Consider the following 18925-nt stretch of genomic DNA (forward strand, 5'->3'; position numbering starts at 1 on the left):
ACCAATCTCGAACCCCATTTTCAAACCTTTCCCCCGGAGCACCCATGAGCATCCACTTTTCCAAAGACCACGAATGGATCAACAGCGCTGACGCCAACGCGGCCGTCGTCGGCATCACCGTTCACGCGCAGGACGCGCTGGGCGACGTGGTGTTCGTCGACCTGCCCGAAGTCGGCAAGACCTTCGCCCAGGGCGAAGTCGCCGGTGTCGTCGAATCCGTGAAGGCCGCCGCTGACGTGTACATGCCCATCTCCGGCGAGATCGTCGAAGTCAACGAAGCGCTGCGCAACGACCCGTCGCTCGCCAACAGCGACCCGCTGGGCGCTGGCTGGTTCTTCAAGGTCAAGCTGAGCGAGCCCGCTCAACTGGGCGAACTGATGGACGAGACGAGCTACAACTCGTTCGCCGCGAACGCCTGATGTAGTCAACGGTCGCGCCTTGCAGCAACGATGCGAAGGCGCGGCCATTTTTGCTTTTGAGACTGGTCCCTCCATGCAAATGCCCGCCGCACTCCCCCTCTCCGCGCTGGAAAACGCCACCGAATTCCAACCGCGCCACATCGGCATCGACGCCGCCGACGAAGCCCACATGCTCTCCGTGATCGGCGAAGCCTCGCGCTCGGCGCTGATCGACTCCATCGTCCCGCGCTCCATCGCGCGCGCCAAGCCGATGGACATCCCCGCTGCCATCACCGAAGCGGCCGCGCTGGCCGAACTCAAGGCCGTGGCATCGAAGAACAAGATTCTCAAGAGCTTCATCGGTCAGGGCTACTACGGCACGCTGACGCCGGGCGTCATCCTGCGCAACGTGCTGGAGAACCCCGCTTGGTACACCGCCTACACGCCGTATCAGGCTGAAATTTCGCAGGGCCGCATGGAGGCGCTGGTCAACTTCCAGACCATGGTCTGTGACTTGACGGGTATGCCGATCGCCAACGCATCGATGCTCGACGAAGCCACCGCCGCTGCCGAAGCGATGACGCTGGCCAAGCGCTCAGTGAAGTCCAAGAGCAACACCTTCGTCGTCGCCGGTGACGCGCATCCGCAAACCATCGAAGTGGTGCAGACACGCGCGAAGCCGCTCGGCATCGAGGTGAAGATTGCCAATTCCAAGGAGGAATGGGAGACGCTGCTGGCCGGTGACTTCTTCGCCGTGCTGATCCAGTACCCCGCATCGAGCGGCTGGATTGCTGACTGGAAGGCCGACGTGGAAGCCATCCACGCCAAGCAAGCCGCAGCCATCGTCGCCACAGATCTGCTCGCGCTCACACTGCTGACGCCGCCCGGCGAATGGAATGCCGACATCGTCGTCGGCTCCACCCAACGCTTCGGCATGCCGATGGGCGCCGGTGGCCCGCACGCTGGCTTCATGGCTTGCCGCGATGAATACAAGCGCTCGCTGCCCGGTCGTCTCGTTGGCGTGAGCGTGGACGTGCACGGCAAGCCCGCGTATCGCCTCGCCCTGCAAACACGCGAACAGCACATCCGCCGCGAAAAGGCCACTTCCAACATCTGCACAGCGCAGGTGCTGCCCGCCGTGATCGCCAGCATGTACGCGGTCTATCACGGTCCTGAAGGACTCACGCGCATTGCCCGTCGCGTGGCGCGTTTCGCGGCCATCCTGAGCCGGGGTCTTGCCAAGCTGGGCTACACCAGCCGCCACCACGACACAGCTTTCGACACCCTCAGCCTGCACACCAAGGGCGAGACCGACGCCATCGTCGCGCGTGCCGTTGCCAAGGGCGCGAACGTGCGCAAGGCGTGGAACGAATACATCTGCATCTCGCTGGACGAAACCACCACGCGTGCCGATGTGGAACTGCTCTGGTCGATCTTTGCAGGCGAAGGCAAGGCACTGCCTACCATCGAAGCGATGGACGATGGCGCGCCGTCGCTGATTCCTGCGTTCGCAGAGCGCAAGAGCGGCTTCCTGACGCACCCCGTGTTCAACACGCACCATTCCGAAACCGGCATGCTGCGCTATCTGCGCGGCCTGTCTGACAAGGATCTGGCGCTGGATCGCAGCATGATTCCGCTGGGCTCGTGCACCATGAAGCTCAACGCCACGAGCGAGATGATCCCGATCACCTGGCCCGAATTCGCGAACATGCACCCGTTCGCGCCCAAGGACCAGCTCGCGGGTTACATCGAACTCGATCAGCAACTGCGCGACTGGCTCTGCCAAGCCACCGGCTACGCGGGCGTGAGCCTGCAACCCAACGCGGGCAGCCAAGGTGAATACGCCGGTCTGCTGGCCATCAAGGGCTGGCACGAATCGCGCGGCGAAGCGCATCGCAACGTCTGCCTGATCCCCAGCAGCGCGCACGGTACCAATCCAGCATCCGCGCAAATGGTCGGCATGCAAGTGGTGGTCACCGCCTGCGACGCCAACGGCAACGTGGACATGGACGACCTCAAGGCCAAGTGCGAAAAGCACAGCGCCAACCTCGCCTGCATCATGATCACCTACCCGTCCACGCACGGCGTGTTCGAGACGCAGGTGAAGGAGTTGTGCGAGCTGATCCACAGCCACGGCGGTCGCGTGTACGTGGACGGCGCGAACATGAACGCGCTGGTCGGCGTGGCGGCTCCCGGCGAATTCGGCGGCGACGTGAGTCACCTGAACCTGCACAAGACTTTCTGCATCCCCCACGGCGGTGGCGGCCCCGGTGTCGGCCCCGTTTGCGTGGTAGAAGACCTCGTTCCGTTCCTGCCTGGTCACAAGACTGCAGGCATCGAAAGCGGCACGGGCGCAGTCAGCGCGGCGCCGCTGGGCAATGCAGCCGTTTTGCCGATCAGCTGGATGTACATCCGCATGATGGGCCCGGACGGCCTCAAGCACGCCACGGAAGCCGCCATCCTGAGCGCCAACTACATCAGCGCGCGCCTGAAGGATCACTACCCGACGCTGTATTCCAGCGCCAACGGCCACGTTGCGCACGAGTGCATTCTGGATCTGCGCGACTTGAAGGACACCTCCGGCATCATGGCCGAAGACGTTGCCAAGCGCCTGATCGACTACGGTTTCCACGCGCCGACGCTCTCCTTCCCCGTACCCAACACGCTGATGGTGGAGCCGACGGAAAGCGAAACGCTGTACGAAATCGACCGCTTCATCGACGCGATGATCGCCATCCGCAACGAGATCCGCGAAGTCGAAGCCGGCAAGCTGCCGCGCGAGGACAACCCGCTCAAGAACGCGCCACACACCGCCGAGCAGGTCACCGCCGACGAGTGGAAGCATGCCTACGCACGCGAACTGGCGGCCTATCCTGTTGCCGCGCTGCGCAAGTCCAAGTACTGGTCCCCCGTGGGCCGCGTGGACAACGTCTACGGCGACCGCAACCTGTTCTGCAGCTGCGTGCCGATGGACGCATTTGAAGACAAGTGATGGGGCGGAGCCCGCCAGTTGCCTGATACTGGCGGTCCGTTTCAACGCAATGATGAAGGCGAGCGGCATGATGGCCGCTCGCCTTTTTCTTCGCCCGCTCGACGGCCCCTGCATTCATCCCGTCGTTCAGTCATTCAATCGTCCGGCATCCCCTCCTCGTCCCTGAGCACCGACATCACCGCCTCCCGCAGCCACCGGTGCGCCTGTGAGTCGTCCCAGCGGCTGTGCCAGGCGATGGAATAGGTCCGCTCGGGAATCTCCTTGGGCAGCTCGCGCAGGCACAGATCGAACTGCGCGGCGAGCAGTTTGCCGACGCGCATCGGCACGGTGATGACCGCGTCGCTGTCCCGCATCGCCAAAGGCGCCTGCGAGAGCGCGGTGACGAACATCGCGAACTTCCGCTTGCCCAGGCCGTGCTGGCGCAGCAGCGCGTCCATGTCGTTCTCTCGCCCGAGCATGATGGAGGTGCTGATGAAGCGCATCTCGGCCAGATCGCGCAGCTCCAGCGGCGTGCCCGAGAGCGGGTGTCCGGGCCGCATCAGGCAGACGCGGCGTTCGTCGAACAGTGGGACAAACACGGTACGCGGCGCTGTGCGGTCAAAGCGCCCCACTGCCATGTCGATGGCGCCGGTCTCCAGTTCCTCCACCGGCGTGATGTCGCCATAGGTCGGCATGAAATGAACCGATGCATGCGGCGCCTCGGCCTCCAGAAAGCGCAGCAGCCTCGGCGCGAGCAGCAACTCGACCGCGCTGGTGGTCGCCACCTTGAACACCTGCGTGGATTCGGCCGGGCGAAAGCCCGCGCCCTCCTCCAGCGCGCGGTCCACGGCTTCGAGCGCGTGGCGCACCGATTCGCGCAGCCGCCTGGCGAGCTCGGTCGGCTCCAGCCGCCCTCGCACACGCACGAAGAGCGGATCGGACAGCTCGTCGCGAAGCCGCGCCAGATCGCGGCTCACCGCGGGCTGGGTGCGTGCCAGGCGGTCGGCCGTGCGGGTGACGTTGCCGGTGTCCATCAAGGATTCGAAGACCAGCAGCAGATTCAGATCGAAGCGCCGCAGCGACAGAAGATTCATGAGGTTTGCGAACAGTTGGCGGATGGAGCGGGCCCACAAACTATACCGAATCTGGTATGCATATGGTCATATTCATGATTTCCCTTGGAGGCAGGCTGTCGACATACTTCACAAACACCTTGATCCACCCCGAAGCACCGACATGAAAAACCCCGCCGATCTGCTGAAGCGACTCACCGTCCTGTCCTTCGCCTGCCTGGCCGCGAGCGCCCAGGCGCAGCCAGCCTCCTATCCCACCAAGCCGATCCGGCTGGTGGTCTCCCTGCCGCCGGGTGGCGGAGCCGACGGGCTCGCGCGCATCTGGGGGGAATACGTGACCAAGACGCTGGGCACCGCCGTCGTGGTCGAGAACCGCGCGGGAGTCAACGGCTCGATGGCCGCGAGCTACGTGGCCACCCAGGCACCTGACGGCTACACCATCCTGCTCGGCACCCAGTCCAACCTGGCGCTCAATCGCTTTTCCTACGCCAAGCTGAGCTACGACCCGGAACAGAGCTTCACCGGAATCGGCATGCTGGCGACGACGCCGCAGATTCTGGTCGTCAACAGCGAGGTGCCGGCGAACAATGTGGCCGACTTCGTCAAGCTGGCCAAGGCCGCGCCCGGCAAGTACTCGTTCAGTTCGGCCGGCAAGGGCAACTCCACGCACCTGAACATGGAGATCTTCGCCAAGCATTTCCAGCTCGACATGCTGAGCGTGCCCTACAAGGGCAGCGCGGCGGCGGCGCTGGCCACCATCGCGGGCGAGACGCAGGTGATGAGCGGCGTGCCCTCCTCGGCGATGCCTTTCATCAAGGAGCACAAGCTCAAGCCGTTGATGGTGTTCTTCGACAAGCGCCTGCCCGAGATGCCCGGCGTGCCCACGGCCGCCGAGTCCGGCATCGCCAAGACGCTGGGCGGCGGCTGGTACGCGCTGACCGCACCCAAGGGCACGCCCGACGCGATCATCCAGAAGCTCAACGCCGTGACCGTCAAGATGTGGGCCGACAAGGAGGCCCGGCAGAAGCTGAACTCCGTCTTCATGATCCAGCCTCCCGACCTCACGCCGGGCCATGTCGCAGCCGCCTCGCGCCGCGACTCCGAGCAATGGGGCCCGCTCGTCAAGTCCTTCGGGCTGATGGACCAGTGACCCCTATTTGAGCGGAGCAAGCCATGACCCATCCACTGCATTTCCCGCTGGTCGACGTGACCGGCGACGCGCACCAGCGCGGACTCCAGCACGGCCGCGCCGTTCCCGAACGCATCGCCGCCGGTGCCGCGCTCTACCGCACCCAGCTCGGCCACCGCGGCCTTGACGAGGCCACCATCATTCGCCTGGCCCGCGCGATGATCCCCGACATCGAGGCCTTCGACGAACGCTATCTCGAAGAAATGCGCGGCATCGCCGAGGGCGCACAGTTGCCGCTCGAGGACATTCTGCTGATCAACTGCCGCACCGAGATGCTCTACGGCTACTCCCGGCTGCAGCGCGAGGCCATGCTCCACGAAGCCACCGAAGACGGCGACTGCACCGGCCTCGTGGTGCTGCCTGCGCGCTCGGCCAGCGGTCGGCTCATGCATGCGCACAACTGGGACTGGCGCGAGGAATGCGTGGACACCTGCATCGTGCTGCGCATCCGCAGCGCGGGCGCGGGGCCGGACATGCTTTGCTTCACCGAAGCCGGCGCCCTCGCCCGGCACGGGCTCAACAGCAATGGCGTCTCGCTGACCGGCAACGCCATGTCGAGCCACGAGGACTTCCAGCACGGAGCGGGAGCGCCCGTGGTGCTGCTGCGCAGACGCCTGCTGGAGTCCGCCAATCTGGCCCAGGCCATGCGCACGGTCTGGGTGGCCAAGCGCTATTGCTCGAGCAACATGATCCTCGCGCAGAGCAGCGCGACGGACGGCTGCTGCATCAGCCTCGAGGCGGCGCCCAACGACATCTTCTGGGTCCAGCCGCAGAACGACACGCTGGTCCACGCCAACCATTGGCTTTCGCCGACCGCGCTGAACCGCCTGCGCGACCCCGGCCTTGCCGCCCGGCCCGACAGCCTCTACCGACAGCAGCGCGTGGAAAGCGCCGTGCGTTCGGGGGATGGTCAAAAGCTCGACTGGGATCAGATCCGCGCGGCGCTGGCAGACGACTTCGGCTTTCCGGACGGCGTGCTGCGCAGCCCCAAGCCGGGCGATTTCAGCAGCATCTCGGCAACCGTAGCGACCACGCTGATGGACCCCGCCGAGGGCCGGATGTGGATCGCGCGCAAGCCCTACGAGAGCCGCACGTTCCACGAATATGCCCTTTGATATTCCTTTTGACGCGCTGACCGCTGCAATTTGCACACCGCACCATGTACCTGAGCGTCTTTGACATCTTCAAGGTGGGCATTGGCCCGTCGAGCTCCCATACCGTCGGCCCGATGCGCGCCGCCCGCAGCTTCGCCGAATCGCTGCGTGCCGAAGGGCTCCTGTCCGAAGTGGCACGCGTGCGCTGCGAACTGTATGGCTCGCTTGGCGCGACCGGCAAGGGCCACGCCTCCGATACCGCAACGCTGCTCGGCCTTGCGGGGCATGACCCGGAAAGCGTGGACGTGGATCTCGCGCCCGGACTGGTGCAGGACATCCTCTCTCAGCGCGAACTGCTCCTGGCGGGCGTGCACACCATCGCCTTCGACTGCGCCACCGACCTCCTGCTGCTTGGCGACCGCACACTGCCGCTGCATGTGAACGGCATGCGCTTTCTGGCGATCGACGCTTCAGGGCGGGAGCTGCTTCGCAAAGTCTATTACTCGGTGGGCGGCGGTTTCGTGGTCGAGGAGTCGCAGGCGCTGGCACCGGCCGAAGTGATCCAGCCGCCGATTCCCTTCGACTCCGGCGAATCCCTGCTGGCCGCCACGGCGCGCCTTGGGTGCAGCATCGCCGACGTGATGCGCCGCAACGAGGCCGGTCTGCGCCCCGCGCAGGAAACTGATGAGCGGCTGCGCCACATCTGGTCCGTCATGCAGGCCTGCATCGCGCGCGGGCTGCGCGCCGGTGGGCACCTGCCTGGAGCGTTCCGCGTGCGGCGCCGGGCGGCGGATCTGCACCGGCTGCTCGACGGCGGCGACCGCAGCGATCCGCTGGTGCTGATGGACTGGGTGAACCTCTTCGCGCTGGCCGTCAACGAGGAAAACGCCGCCGGAGGTCGCGTGGTGACCGCCCCCACCAACGGCGCCGCGGGCATCATCCCCGCCGTGCTGGCCTACCACATGCGTTTCGCCCCGAACGCGCGCGAGCAGGATGTGGGCGAATTCCTGCTTACCGCAGCCGCCATCGCGATTCTCTACAAGAAGAACGCGTCGATTTCGGGCGCCGAGGTCGGCTGCCAGGGCGAAGTGGGCGTGGCCTGCTCAATGGCGGCGGGCGCGCTCTGCGCCGTCATGGGCGGCACGCCGGCGCAGGTGGAGAACGCCGCCGAGATCGGCATGGAACACCATTTGGGGCTGACCTGTGACCCCGTCGGCGGGCTGGTGCAGATTCCCTGCATCGAGCGCAATGCGCTGGCCTCCGTCAAGGCGATCAACGCCGCGCGCATGGCGCTGCGCGGTGATGGCTCGCACCACGTGAGTCTGGACAAGGTGATCCGCACGATGCGCGAGACCGGTGCAGACATGATGAGCAAGTACAAGGAAACCGCGCTCGGCGGACTGGCGCTGCACGTCGTGGCCTGTTGATGCGCGGGCGGGGCTACACTCGCGCTCGCCATGCAGCTTCCTACCGCTCCCGTCATCCCCCACCTGCCCCTCACTCCTCTGCATGAAGACGCGCACCTGCTCGCCTTCGACAAGCCTTCCGGCCTGCTTTGCGTACCGGGGCGCGGCGAGGACAAGCAGGACTGCCTGATCCACCGGGTACAGCAGCAATGGCCCGAGACGCTGCTCATCCACCGGCTGGACATGTCCACCTCGGGCATCGTTCTGTTCGCCCGCAGCCCGGAGATGCAGCGGGCCATGAGCGCGGCCTTCGCCGAGCGGCGGGTGCACAAGATCTACGAGGCGCTGGTCGCGGGCTCGCCCGCCGAGCCGGGGGAGACTTGGCACGAGATCGACGCTCCGATTCATCCGGATTGGCCAAGGCGGCCGATTCACATCGTGGATCCGGCGGGCAAGCCCAGCCTCACGCGCTGGCGGGTCCTTGCGAGCGCGAACGGCGTCTCGCGCGTCGAGCTGCAGCCGATCACCGGCCGGACGCACCAATTGCGGGTGCATCTGCAGCACCTGGGTTTCCCCATACTTGGCGACCCGCTTTACGCGCCCGAGTCAGTGCAAAAATCCACACCGCGATTGATGCTTCATGCACGTTTTCTGCAGCTTTCCCACCCCACAAGCGGGCAGCAAGTGTGTATTGCCAGCAACGTGCCGTTTTAAATTTGTATCAAAGAAAACGCGGCTCCTACAGAGGATAATCAGCATAAGCTTATGCACCCCTCCTAGGGAAACCCCCCGTTGTGAGGCCATGTCCCCTCGATAAGCTGGGCGACTTGCTGTGCGACGCTCCCCAAAAAGGGGCGCACGACTGCATACAATTTACCTTTGTTGAATTAATTAGTGATAGGAATAACTATGCAAACGACCTTCCGTGCGCGTACGTTGATTGCAGCCATGGGACTGGCTGGTGCAGCATTCATTGGAACCGCGGCTCACGCCCAGATCAAGATCGCCATGGTGATCCCGACGACTGGCGCTCTGACTCAGTACGGCGACATGGTCAAGGAAGGTGCTACGACTGCGGTTGAAATGACCAACGCGGCTGGTGGCATCAATGGCAAGAAGATCGAACTGGTCGCGGTGGACGACGCCTGCGAACCCAAGCAAGGTCCCGTGGCCGCGAACCGCGTGGTCAACGGCAAGATCGGCTACGTGATCGGCCCAGTGTGCTCCGGCGCTTCGATCGCCGCCGCGCCCATCTACAACAACGAAGGCGTGGTCGTCGCCACTCCTTCCGCTACTTCCCCCGCCCTGACGGACGGCAAGAACTACAGCTTCATCTTCCGCACCATCGGCCGTGACGACCAGCAAGGCCCCTCGGCTGCAAAGTTCATCATCGAGCACGCCAAGCCCAAGAAGGTCGCGGTGCTGCACGACAAGCAGTCCTACGGTCAGGGCATCGCCACCGCCGTGCGTGACGACCTGAAGAAGGCCAAGGTCGAGGTGGCTCTGTTCGAAGGCATCAACGCCGGCGACTCCGACTACTCCGCCGTGATCACCAAGCTCAAGGGCGCCGGTGTCGACTTCGTCTACTTCGGCGGCTACCACCCCGAAATGGGCCTGCTGCTGCGCCAGGCCGCCGAGCAAGGCCTGAAGGTCAAGATGATGGGTCCGGAAGGCGTGGGCAATCCTGAAGTGAACGCCATCGCCGGCGCCGCCGTGGAAGGCATGCTGGTGACCCTGCCGGCCGACTTCTCCGCCAACCCCAAGAACGCGGCCGTCGTGAAGGCGTTCAAGGACGCCAAGCGCAACCCATCGGGCGCCTTCCAGCTGACCTCGTTCGCGGCTGCACAATCGCTGATCGCCGCCATCAAGGCCGCTGGCGACAATCCAGCCAAGGTTTCGGAATGGCTGCACGCCAACACCGTGGACACCGTGATCGGCCCGATCTCGTGGAACAAGCAGGGTGACCTGAAGTCCTTCGACTTCCAGGTGTTCCAGTGGCACAAGGATGGTTCCAAGACTCCCGCAGTCAAGTAACCACTGACGCTCTCCCTTCGGGGCAGGACGTTCGCAAACCGGGTTTGCGACGTACCTGCCCCGTTCGTTTAACTGGTGCCGAGGTTTTGACGGATGCCCCCATCAATGGGTGCAGTCCCGATGACAAGCGCGCCAGGGCCGTGCAAGATTCATCGCACTGCCCTCACAGTGGACGACCAAGCAATGTCTGACTTATTGCCACAGCTGATACAGCAGCTTTTCAACGGGCTCTCACTAGGAGCCATCTACGCCCTGATCGCCATCGGCTACACCATGGTCTACGGCATTATCGGGATGATCAATTTCGCCCACGGCGACATCTACATGATCGGAGCCTATGTGGGCCTGGTCACTCTGTCCGCCGTCGGCACGACCAGCGGTCTGCCGATCTGGTTCGTCATCGCGCTGATGCTCGTGGTGGCCGTCGTCATCACCGGCGTCTACGGTTTCGCCGTCGAGCAGGTGGCCTACAAGCCGCTGCGCTCCAGTCCCCGCCTCGTGGCGCTGATCTCCGCGATCGGCATGTCCATCTTCCTGCAGAACTGGGTGGCCCTCGGTCAAGGCGCGCGCGACATGGCGGTTCCCGCCCTGCTGCCCGGCGCATTCACCTTCCATCTGGGCAACTTCGAAGTCTTCATTCCCTACGCCCGCATCCTGATCATCGTGGTCGCCGTGGCGCTGATGATCGCGCTCACGCTGTACATCAAGCACTCCCGCATGGGCCGCGCCTCGCGTGCCTGCGCGCAGGACATGCACATGGCGAACCTGCTGGGCATCGACACCAACCGCGTCGTCTCGTTCACCTTCATCCTCGGCGCCGTGCTGGCCGCCGTCGGTGGCGTGCTGATCGCGCTGGCGGTGGGCAAGCTCAACCCGTTCATCGGCTTCATCGCCGGCATCAAGGCCTTCACGGCGGCGGTGCTCGGCGGCATCGGCAGCATTCCGGGCGCAATGCTCGGCGGCGTGGTCCTCGGCGTGGCCGAAACCTTCGCCGCCGCCTACATCTCTTCGGAATACAAGGACATCGTGGCCTTCGGCCTGCTGGTGCTGATTCTGCTGTTCCGCCCGACCGGCCTGCTCGGCAAACCTGAAGTGGAGAAGGTGTGATGAACAAGATCCGCTCCCAACTCGGCAACGCCATCTTCGCCACCGTCATCGCCGCGCTGCTGATCATCCCGATCTTCGGCCTGCACCTGGAACGCGCCGGGATCCGCACCTATCTGGTTCCGCAGTGGAACTACGTGATCTGGGGCTGCGTCATCGTGTTCCTCTGGCAGCTGCTGCGCCCGGCGGTGAAGACCGCCACCAAAGGCTTGCGCCTGCCCGCGCTGCCCAGCGTCTCGGACAAGGCCCGCCCCGTGGTCTACCTCGTGGTCGCGCTGATCGCCGTATCCTGGCCCTTCATGGCCGGTCGCAATGCGGTGGACATCGCCACGCTCGCGATGATCTACGTGATGCTCGGCCTCGGCCTGAACATCGTGGTTGGCTTCGCAGGTCTGCTCGATCTGGGCTTCGTCGGCTTCTACGCCGTGGGCGCCTACACCTACGCCCTGCTCTACCACTGGGCCGGCTGGAGCTTCTGGGAAGCGCTGCCGCTGGCCGGTTGCGCATCGGCGCTGTTCGGCTTCCTGCTGGGCTTTCCGGTGCTGCGCCTGCGCGGTGACTACCTCGCCATCGTGACGCTGGGCTTCGGCGAAATCATCCGCCTGCTGCTGGTGAACCTCAACGACTGGACCGGCGGCCCGGACGGCATCTCCAGCATTCCCAAGCCCACGTTCTTCGGCCTGCCGCTCACGCGCTCGCCCACGACCGAGGGCGGCACGACCTTCGCGCAGTTCTTCAACATCGAGTTCAGCACCATGCACATGGTGATCTTCCTGTACCTGATGGCGCTGCTGCTGGCCGTGGTCACGCTGTTCGTCAGCAACCGCCTGATCCGCATGCCGATCGGCCGTGCATGGGAGGCGCTGCGCGAGGACGAGATCGCCTGCCGTTCGCTCGGCCTGAATCCCACGAAGATCAAGCTCTCGGCGTTCACGCTGGGCGCCATGTTCGCCGGTTTCGGTGGCGCGTTCTTCGCGGCGCGTCAGGGCATCGTGAACCCCGAGTCGTTCACCTTCATCGAGTCCGCTCTGATCCTCGCCATCGTGGTGCTGGGCGGCATGGGCTCGCAACTCGGCGTGATCATCGCGGCGATCCTGATCACCGTGCTGCCCGAGCTCGCGCGCGAGTTCTCCGAATACCGCATGCTGATTTTTGGTCTGGTGATGATTCTGATGATGATCTGGCGTCCGCAGGGCCTCCTGCCCATGAAGCGCCACCACGTGGAAGTTCCTTCCTCCGGCAACCACAAGGATGGAGCGCACGCATGAGCCATCTACTCGAAGTCAAGGACCTGAGCATGCGCTTCGGCGGCCTGCTGGCCGTCGATGGCGTGCAGATGTCCATCCACCCCAAGGAAATCTTCGCCATCATCGGCCCCAACGGTGCCGGCAAGACCACGGTGTTCAACTGCATCAGCGGCTTCTACAAACCCACCACCGGCGTGATCACGCTGGCGGGCGAGTCGATCGCCGGCCTCGGCAGCCACAGCGTCGCCCAGCGCGGCGTGGTGCGCACCTTCCAGAACGTGCGCCTGTTCAAGAGCATGACCGCCGTCGAGAACCTCCTGGTCGCGCAACACCGCCGCACCAGCAGGTCGGTGCTGGGCGGGCTGTTCAACACGCGCGGCTACCGAGAGAGTGAGAATGCCGCCATCGCCAACGCGATGAAGTGGCTGGAGTTCATGGGCATCGCCGAATTCGCCAATCGCGAAGCCGGCAACCTCGCCTATGGCCACCAGCGGCGCCTCGAGATCGCGCGCTGCATGATCACCGAGCCCAAGCTGCTGATGCTCGACGAACCGGCTGCCGGTCTGAATCCGCAGGAAAAAGTCGAGCTGCAGCACCTGATCGAGCGCCTGCGCACCGAATTCGGCGTGACGGTGCTGCTGATCGAGCACGACATGGGTCTGGTGATGGGCGTGTCCGAGCGCATTCTGTGCATGGAATACGGCAAGCCGATCGCCATGGGAACGCCCGACGAGGTGCGCAACAACGAGCGGGTCATCAAGGCCTATCTGGGAGAGGCCTGAGATGAGCGCCAAACACATGCTGCAACTGGAGCAGGTCTCCACGCACTACGGCGCGATCTGCGCCGTCAACAAGGTGAGCCTGCACGTCAATCAGGGCGAGATCGTCACGCTGATCGGCAGCAACGGTGCGGGCAAGACATCTCTGCTCATGACCGTCTGCGGCAACCCGCGCGCGAGCGGCGGCAAGATCCTGTTCGAGGGCGAGGACATCACCCAGATGTCCACGCACCACATCATGCGCCGGGGCATCGCCATCTCGCCGGAAGGCCGCCGCGTGTTCAAGGACCTGACCGTCGAGGAAAACCTCAAGATGGGCGGCTTCTTTCTGAGCAGCTCGGAAATCGCCGACGGCATCAAGCATGTCTTCCAGCTGTTTCCGCGCCTGCGCGAACGCTCGGGCCAGCGCTCAGGCACCATGTCCGGCGGCGAGCAGCAGATGCTCGCCATCGGCCGCGCGCTCATGAGCAAGCCGCGCCTGCTGCTGCTCGATGAGCCGACGCTGGGCCTCGCTCCGCTGATCATCGCGCAGATCTTCGAGATCATCCAGACCATCCGCGCCAACGGCGTGACCGTGTTCCTCGTCGAGCAGAACGCCAACCGAGCCCTGCAGATCGCCGATCGCGGCTACGTGCTGGAAACCGGCAAGGTCGTGCTGGAAGACTCGGGACAGGCCCTGCTGACCAACGCCGACGTGCGCAAGGCCTATCTGGGCGCTTGATTTGGGCGCTTGATTTGGGCACTTGATTCGCTCCGAAGCGTCAATTGCCAATGAGAGAGTGTCGAGAGACACTCTCTTTTTTTATGTGCATTCCGTGCCCGGACGATCTCCACACGGTCTTGCGGGCGCGGCCTGGGACTGAGATCGCAAACACGCTCTAAGATATTCGGATGACCCCAAAGCACCTCACCATCCTCACCGGCGGCTCGCGCGGCATGGGCCTGGCCATAGGCCAGCAACTGCTCGGCGAAGGCCACACGCTCATCAGCATCGCGCGCAAGACGAGCGACGCTCTCGCGGAATCCTCCACCAGCGACGGGCAACTGCAGCAATGGGAGCAGGATCTCGCCAACCCGGAAGAAGCGGCACAGCGTCTGACCACCCTCCTCTCGTCGCTCAACGCCGATGACTGGGCCAGCGTCACGCTGATCAACAATGCGGGCGTGATTCCGCGCATCGCCCCGCTCGGTCACATCGCCGCCGCCGATCTGCAGAACGCCATGCGCGTGGGGCTCGAGGCGCCGATGGCGCTGACCGGCGCGTTCCTCGTCGCGACCGAGCGCTGGGGCGGCCCGCGCAAGGTGCTCAACATTTCATCGGGACTGGGACGCAGGCCCATGGCGTCGCAGGCGGCATACTGCACGGCCAAGGCCGGCATGGACATGTTCACCCGCTGCGCCGCTCTCGAAGAAGCGCTCAGGCCCAACGGAGCCAAGCTCTGCTCGCTCGCGCCTGGCGTGATCGACACCGACATGCAGGTTCAATTGCGCGGAGCGAACCCCGAGGATTTCCCCGACATCGGCAATTTCGAGGCGCTCAAGGCAGGCAGCAAACTCACCTCCCCCGCCGATGCGGCGGCGCGTGTGCTCGCCTACCTGAATCGCGCGGACTTTGGGGAAAACCCTGTCGCGGATGTGCGCGACATTTGAAATGATGCACTGCACAATACGTAGCTGATTACGTAGTTTCCGGTCGTTCGCGGCCGGCCAGTTTTCATCTTGCCCTTATTCGATCAAACCATCAGGAGACCTCTCATGTCCCGTGAAGTAGTTGTTGTCAGCGCCGTCCGTACCGCCATCGGCACCTTCGGCGGAAGCCTCAAGGACGTTCCACCCACCGAACTCGGCGCCACCGTGGTGCGTGAATCGCTGGCACGCGCCAACGTGGACGGCAAGGACGTCGGCCACGTCGTGTTCGGCCATGTGGTGAACACGGAACCAAAGGACATGTACCTCTCGCGCGTGGCAGCCATCAACGGTGGTTGCGGCGAGGGCACGCCCGCCTACAACGTGAACCGCCTGTGCGGCTCGGGCCTGCAGGCCATCGTGAGCGCGAGCCAGTCCATCCTGCTGGGCGACGCCGACATCGCCATCGGCGCCGGTGCCGAGAACATGAGCCGCGCGCCCTACGCTTCGCTGACCAGCCGCTGGGGCGCACGCATGGGCGACTTCAAGATGATCGACATGATGACCGGCGCCCTGCACGACCCGTTCCACAACATCCACATGGGCGTGACGGCCGAGAACATCGCCGCCAAGTGGGGCATCACCCGCGAAGACCAGGATGCGCTGGCGGTCGAGAGCCACAACCGCGCCGAGCGCGCCACCGCCGCCGGCTACTTCAAGGACCAGATCGTGCCCGTCACGCTCAAGTCCAAGAAGGGTGACGTGCAGTACGTGACCGACGAGCACTTCCGCACTGGCGCCACCGCTGCCGACTTTGCCAAGCTCAAGCCCGTGTTCACCAAGGAAAACGGCACCGTGACCGCAGGCAATGCCTCGGGCATCAACGACGCGGCCGCCGCCGTGGTGCTGATGGACTCCAAGGCCGCCGCCGCCCGTGGCCTCAAGCCCATGGCGCGTCTGGTGGCCTACGCGCACGCCGGCGTCGATCCCAAGTACATGGGCATCGGCCCCGTGCCCGCGACCAAGCTGGCGCTGGAAAAGGCGGGCCTCACGATCAACGATCTGGACGTGATCGAAGCCAACGAAGCCTTCGCCGCACAGGCCTGTGCCGTGACGCGCGATCTGGGCCTCGACCCCGCCAAGGTGAACCCGAACGGCTCCGGCATCTCGCTGGGCCACCCCATCGGCGCGACCGGCGCGGTGATCACGGTGAAGGCGCTGCACGAACTCGAGCGCATCCAGGGCAAGTACGCTCTGGTGACGATGTGCATCGGCGGCGGCCAAGGCATTGCCGCCATCTTCGAACGCATGTGAGACTCGTGAAACCACGAGTACTATTGCGCCTGGACAGGCGTTAAGATCCTCGCTGGTGTCCGACAACAAGGCCCCGCTGGCTCGCCAGAAGGGGCCTTTTTCCATCTGCAGGAGAGACTTTCACATCATGATGATGCGCCGCACTTTCACAAACGCAATCGCGGCAACGACCGCACTGGCCGCCTTGGCCGCAGGCGGCCTTGCCCACGCGCAGACAGCCCCCGCCGCGTATCCGACCAAGCCCGTTCGTCTGGTCATCCCCTTCCCGCCGGGCGGCGGCACGGACATTCTGGCGCGCCTCGTTGCCAACGAACTGAGCAAGACCAACAAGTGGACCGTCGTGGCCGACAACAAGCCCGGCGCGGGCGGCACCATCGGCATCGGCGAAGTGGCCAAGGCCCAGCCCACCGGCTATGACATCGTCATGGGTCAAAAGGACAATCTGGTCATCGGCCCCTGGCTCTACAAGAGCCTCCCCTGGAACCCCACCAAGGACCTGACCGCCGTCGCGCACGTGGCCTACACGCCCGTGATCATCGCCACCTCGGCGAACTCCAAGTACAAGTCACTGGCCGACGTGATCGCCGCCGCCAAGGCCAGCCCCGGCACGGTGACCTACGGCTCGCCGGGCAACGGCACCTCGATCCACCTCGCCGGCGAGCTGTTCGAGAAGGCCGCAGGCGTCAAGCTGAGCCACGTGCCCTACAAGGGCTCGAACCCCGCGATGATGGATGCGCTGGCTGGAAACGTCGACCTGCTCGTGTCCTCGGTGCCCTCCGCCATGGGTCAGATCCAGTCCGGCAAGCTGCGTCCGCTCGCCGTCACGTCCGCCAAGCGCAGCTCGTCGCTGCCCGATGTGCCGACGATCGCCGAGTCCGGCTACAAGGGCTTTGACGTGAGCACCTGGTACGGCGTGATGGCGCCCGCCGGCACGCCCGCCAACGTCGTGACCACACTCAACACCGAGATCAACAAGCTGCTCGCCACGCCCGAGATGAAGGCCGCGATCCACGCCCAGGGCGCGGAGCCGCTCGCCATGTCGCCCGCCGATTTCAGCAAGCTGCTGAACACCGAATACACGCAATGGAAGGGCATTGTCGAAGCCTCCGGCGTAAAAATCGAGTAGCAGCCCCCTGAGTCGCTTCGCGCCTTCCCCCGCGCTCGAATTGCTGCGCAATTCGGGCGGGGGACGCAGCGAGCGCGGCGGCGCGGCCCTTGCGCGGCTGCCCTCGCCTGGACCGCGCCAGCTTCATGCCCCATGGGTCACTGAAAAGCCAACGACCCCAATGGGGCCGTTGCTGTTTGAAGTGTTCCGTCAGAGGGAACGACTCACTCGCGCACCACCAGCACGGGGATGTCGGAGACGCCCAGCACGCGCTGCGTCACGCTGCCCAGCACCAGCTTTTCCAGCCCCTTGCGACCATGCGAGCCCATGACGATCAGGTCGGAGCCGACATCCTTGGCCGCGCGAATGATGCCTTCATGGATCGCGTGCCCCTCACCCACCTTGGTGATGACCTTGTCGATGCCTGCCTGGTTCAACGCCAGCTTGGCGGCGTCCAGCGCCGCGTTGGCTTCAGCGCTGGCCGCGGTGAGGTACTGCGACTGACCATAGGCGAAATCCGCACCGACGCCGGTGAACGGATAGGGATCGACGACATAGAGCACGGTCACGTTGCTGCCATAGGTCTTGGCGAGGCCAGCCGCCTTGGACACCGCGCTGAGCGCTGTCGTGGAACCGTCGACGGGAATCAGAATATTGGTGAACATGAGTCTCTCCTGTGCTGACGGCTGAACCGCCCAATCAAAGTATCTAACCTGTTAGTGAGTTTGCGCCGATCACGTCTCCGGGCAATTGACTCACATCAACCGCCATCCCTTCCCTTGGCGTTCTGAAAATCTCCCGCACGGCATGTGACGACCAGCGTATCACGCCAGCCGCCCGGCAGCTCGGGCTGAATGGGGGTGGTCTCGTGGATCATGCGGGCATCATCCAGCAGCATCACCGACCAGGGCTCGGTCAATGTGAAGCGCTGACCGTTCGGGCCGCGTGCCTCGAAGATGCGGGTTTCGCCCCCCTTCACATCCTGCCGGTCAACGAGAAACACGGCCACCAGATCCACGCCGTCACGATGCGCACCCTCGGGCGTGGGACGACCGATGCCGTCCGAGGTGTCGATGCGGAACTGGTGCGCCTCGATGAACCAGGGCTGGGGCCGGGCCTCGCGGGCGATGGCATCCTGCGTCAGCCCGGCGAGCGCGCGCATCATCTTGGGCCAGACGGGATGAGCCACGGTCGCATCCAGCATGGGCGCGAACCACCGCTGCATGCCGCCGTGCAGCGCGTTGTACTCCACCGGCTGCCAATGTGCACGATGCGGCACCTGTTCGTAGTGCTCGCCTTCGACCACAAAGCAGGAATGACGGCGACGGCGATAGCGCCCACCGTCCTTCAGAAATTCATCCGGCGGCAAATCCGCCCAGTCGCCTGAAAGGGCCAGCAGCTCCTGCGGCGCGCAGCCTATCCAGCTCGCGACATCGCTGGGCTGCAGAATGGCAAACCCGCGGTCACGCAGCTGATTGGCTACCTGATCCGCGGGTGAATAAGGAGGAGAAAAAGTGACGTGGGCCATGAGCGCCAAGCTTAAACCCTGTGGCGCAAGCCGGCAGGCTCCGCGAGCTCAATTCCA

General features: G+C 64.6%; 17 protein-coding genes. 14 read left to right on the forward strand and 3 right to left on the reverse strand.

Annotated elements, in window-relative coordinates; genetic code table 11:
* Nucleotides 1–44: 44 nt before the first annotated feature.
* The gene (gene gcvH / locus ISG32_RS08290) at nucleotides 45–419 is read left to right on the forward strand and encodes a glycine cleavage system protein GcvH (protein WP_194770551.1); all 375 of its coding nucleotides are present in this window, start codon (nucleotides 45–47) and stop codon (nucleotides 417–419) included.
* 73 nt (nucleotides 420–492) lie between these two features.
* The gene (gene gcvP, locus ISG32_RS08295) at nucleotides 493–3390 is read left to right on the forward strand and encodes an aminomethyl-transferring glycine dehydrogenase (RefSeq protein WP_194770552.1); all 2898 of its coding nucleotides are present in this window, start codon (nucleotides 493–495) and stop codon (nucleotides 3388–3390) included.
* A gap of 134 nt (nucleotides 3391–3524) precedes the next feature.
* Here the strand turns inward: gcvP and ISG32_RS08300 are convergent, their stop codons facing one another.
* Complete coding sequence (locus ISG32_RS08300; protein ID WP_194770553.1) at nucleotides 3525–4463, reverse strand: LysR family transcriptional regulator; 939 nt, start codon at nucleotides 4461–4463, stop codon at nucleotides 3525–3527.
* 142 nt (nucleotides 4464–4605) lie between these two features.
* Here ISG32_RS08300 and ISG32_RS08305 point away from each other — a divergent pair, with 142 nt between their 5' ends.
* The 12 genes from ISG32_RS08305 (at nucleotide 4606) to ISG32_RS08360 (ending at nucleotide 17361) form a co-directional block, all read left to right on the forward strand.
* On the forward strand, nucleotides 4606–5592 hold the full coding sequence (locus ISG32_RS08305) for a Bug family tripartite tricarboxylate transporter substrate binding protein (protein WP_194770554.1): 987 nt from the start codon (nucleotides 4606–4608) through the stop codon (nucleotides 5590–5592).
* 23 nt (nucleotides 5593–5615) lie between these two features.
* Complete coding sequence (locus ISG32_RS08310) at nucleotides 5616–6746, forward strand: C45 family autoproteolytic acyltransferase/hydolase (RefSeq protein WP_194770555.1); 1131 nt, start codon at nucleotides 5616–5618, stop codon at nucleotides 6744–6746.
* 44 nt (nucleotides 6747–6790) lie between these two features.
* A complete protein-coding gene (locus ISG32_RS08315; RefSeq protein ID WP_194770556.1) occupies nucleotides 6791–8152 on the forward strand; it encodes an L-serine ammonia-lyase in 1362 nt (453 codons plus the stop codon).
* 30 nt (nucleotides 8153–8182) lie between these two features.
* Entirely contained in the window at nucleotides 8183–8845 is a 663-nt protein-coding gene (locus tag ISG32_RS08320; protein WP_194770557.1) for an RluA family pseudouridine synthase, read from the forward strand.
* 195 nt (nucleotides 8846–9040) lie between these two features.
* Complete coding sequence (locus ISG32_RS08325) at nucleotides 9041–10165, forward strand: branched-chain amino acid ABC transporter substrate-binding protein (protein WP_194770558.1); 1125 nt, start codon at nucleotides 9041–9043, stop codon at nucleotides 10163–10165.
* A gap of 183 nt (nucleotides 10166–10348) precedes the next feature.
* Nucleotides 10349–11272, forward strand: coding sequence for a high-affinity branched-chain amino acid ABC transporter permease LivH (gene livH, locus ISG32_RS08330; RefSeq protein ID WP_194770559.1), 924 nt, complete (start codon nucleotides 10349–10351; stop codon nucleotides 11270–11272).
* The gene (locus ISG32_RS08335; protein WP_194770560.1) at nucleotides 11272–12537 is read left to right on the forward strand and encodes a high-affinity branched-chain amino acid ABC transporter permease LivM; all 1266 of its coding nucleotides are present in this window, start codon (nucleotides 11272–11274) and stop codon (nucleotides 12535–12537) included. The genes livH and ISG32_RS08335 overlap by 1 nt, the downstream gene beginning before the upstream one ends.
* Nucleotides 12534–13298 carry a high-affinity branched-chain amino acid ABC transporter ATP-binding protein LivG gene (livG, locus tag ISG32_RS08340; RefSeq protein WP_194770561.1) on the forward strand — a complete coding sequence of 255 codons (765 nt, stop codon included), beginning with the start codon at nucleotides 12534–12536 and terminating at the stop codon, nucleotides 13296–13298. Before ISG32_RS08335 ends, livG begins: the two co-directional genes overlap by 4 nt.
* Nucleotides 13299–13314: 16 nt before the next feature.
* Nucleotides 13315–14016: an ABC transporter ATP-binding protein gene (locus ISG32_RS08345; RefSeq protein WP_194770996.1), complete on the forward strand. Its 702-nt coding sequence runs from the start codon at nucleotides 13315–13317 to the stop codon at nucleotides 14014–14016.
* A 170-nt stretch (nucleotides 14017–14186) separates the two neighbouring features.
* Entirely contained in the window at nucleotides 14187–14945 is a 759-nt protein-coding gene (locus tag ISG32_RS08350) for an SDR family NAD(P)-dependent oxidoreductase (protein ID WP_194770562.1), read from the forward strand.
* 105 nt (nucleotides 14946–15050) lie between these two features.
* On the forward strand, nucleotides 15051–16235 hold the full coding sequence (gene bktB, locus ISG32_RS08355; protein WP_194770563.1) for a beta-ketothiolase BktB: 1185 nt from the start codon (nucleotides 15051–15053) through the stop codon (nucleotides 16233–16235).
* A 127-nt stretch (nucleotides 16236–16362) separates the two neighbouring features.
* The gene (locus tag ISG32_RS08360) at nucleotides 16363–17361 is read left to right on the forward strand and encodes a Bug family tripartite tricarboxylate transporter substrate binding protein (RefSeq protein ID WP_228529683.1); all 999 of its coding nucleotides are present in this window, start codon (nucleotides 16363–16365) and stop codon (nucleotides 17359–17361) included.
* Nucleotides 17362–17564: 203 nt separating this feature from the next.
* On the opposite strand, the gene ISG32_RS08365 is transcribed toward ISG32_RS08360, so the two are convergent.
* Together ISG32_RS08365 and ISG32_RS08370 are read right to left on the reverse strand one after the other, a co-directional pair.
* Entirely contained in the window at nucleotides 17565–18005 is a 441-nt protein-coding gene (locus ISG32_RS08365; protein ID WP_194770564.1) for a universal stress protein, read from the reverse strand.
* Nucleotides 18006–18100: 95 nt separating this feature from the next.
* A complete protein-coding gene (locus tag ISG32_RS08370; RefSeq protein WP_194770565.1) occupies nucleotides 18101–18868 on the reverse strand; it encodes a 2OG-Fe dioxygenase family protein in 768 nt (255 codons plus the stop codon).
* Between the last annotated feature and the right edge of the window lie 57 nt (nucleotides 18869–18925).

The sequence above is a fragment of the Diaphorobacter caeni genome, from assembly GCF_015354245.1.
Classification (GTDB): Bacteria; Pseudomonadota; Gammaproteobacteria; order Burkholderiales; family Burkholderiaceae_C; genus Diaphorobacter_A; species Diaphorobacter_A caeni.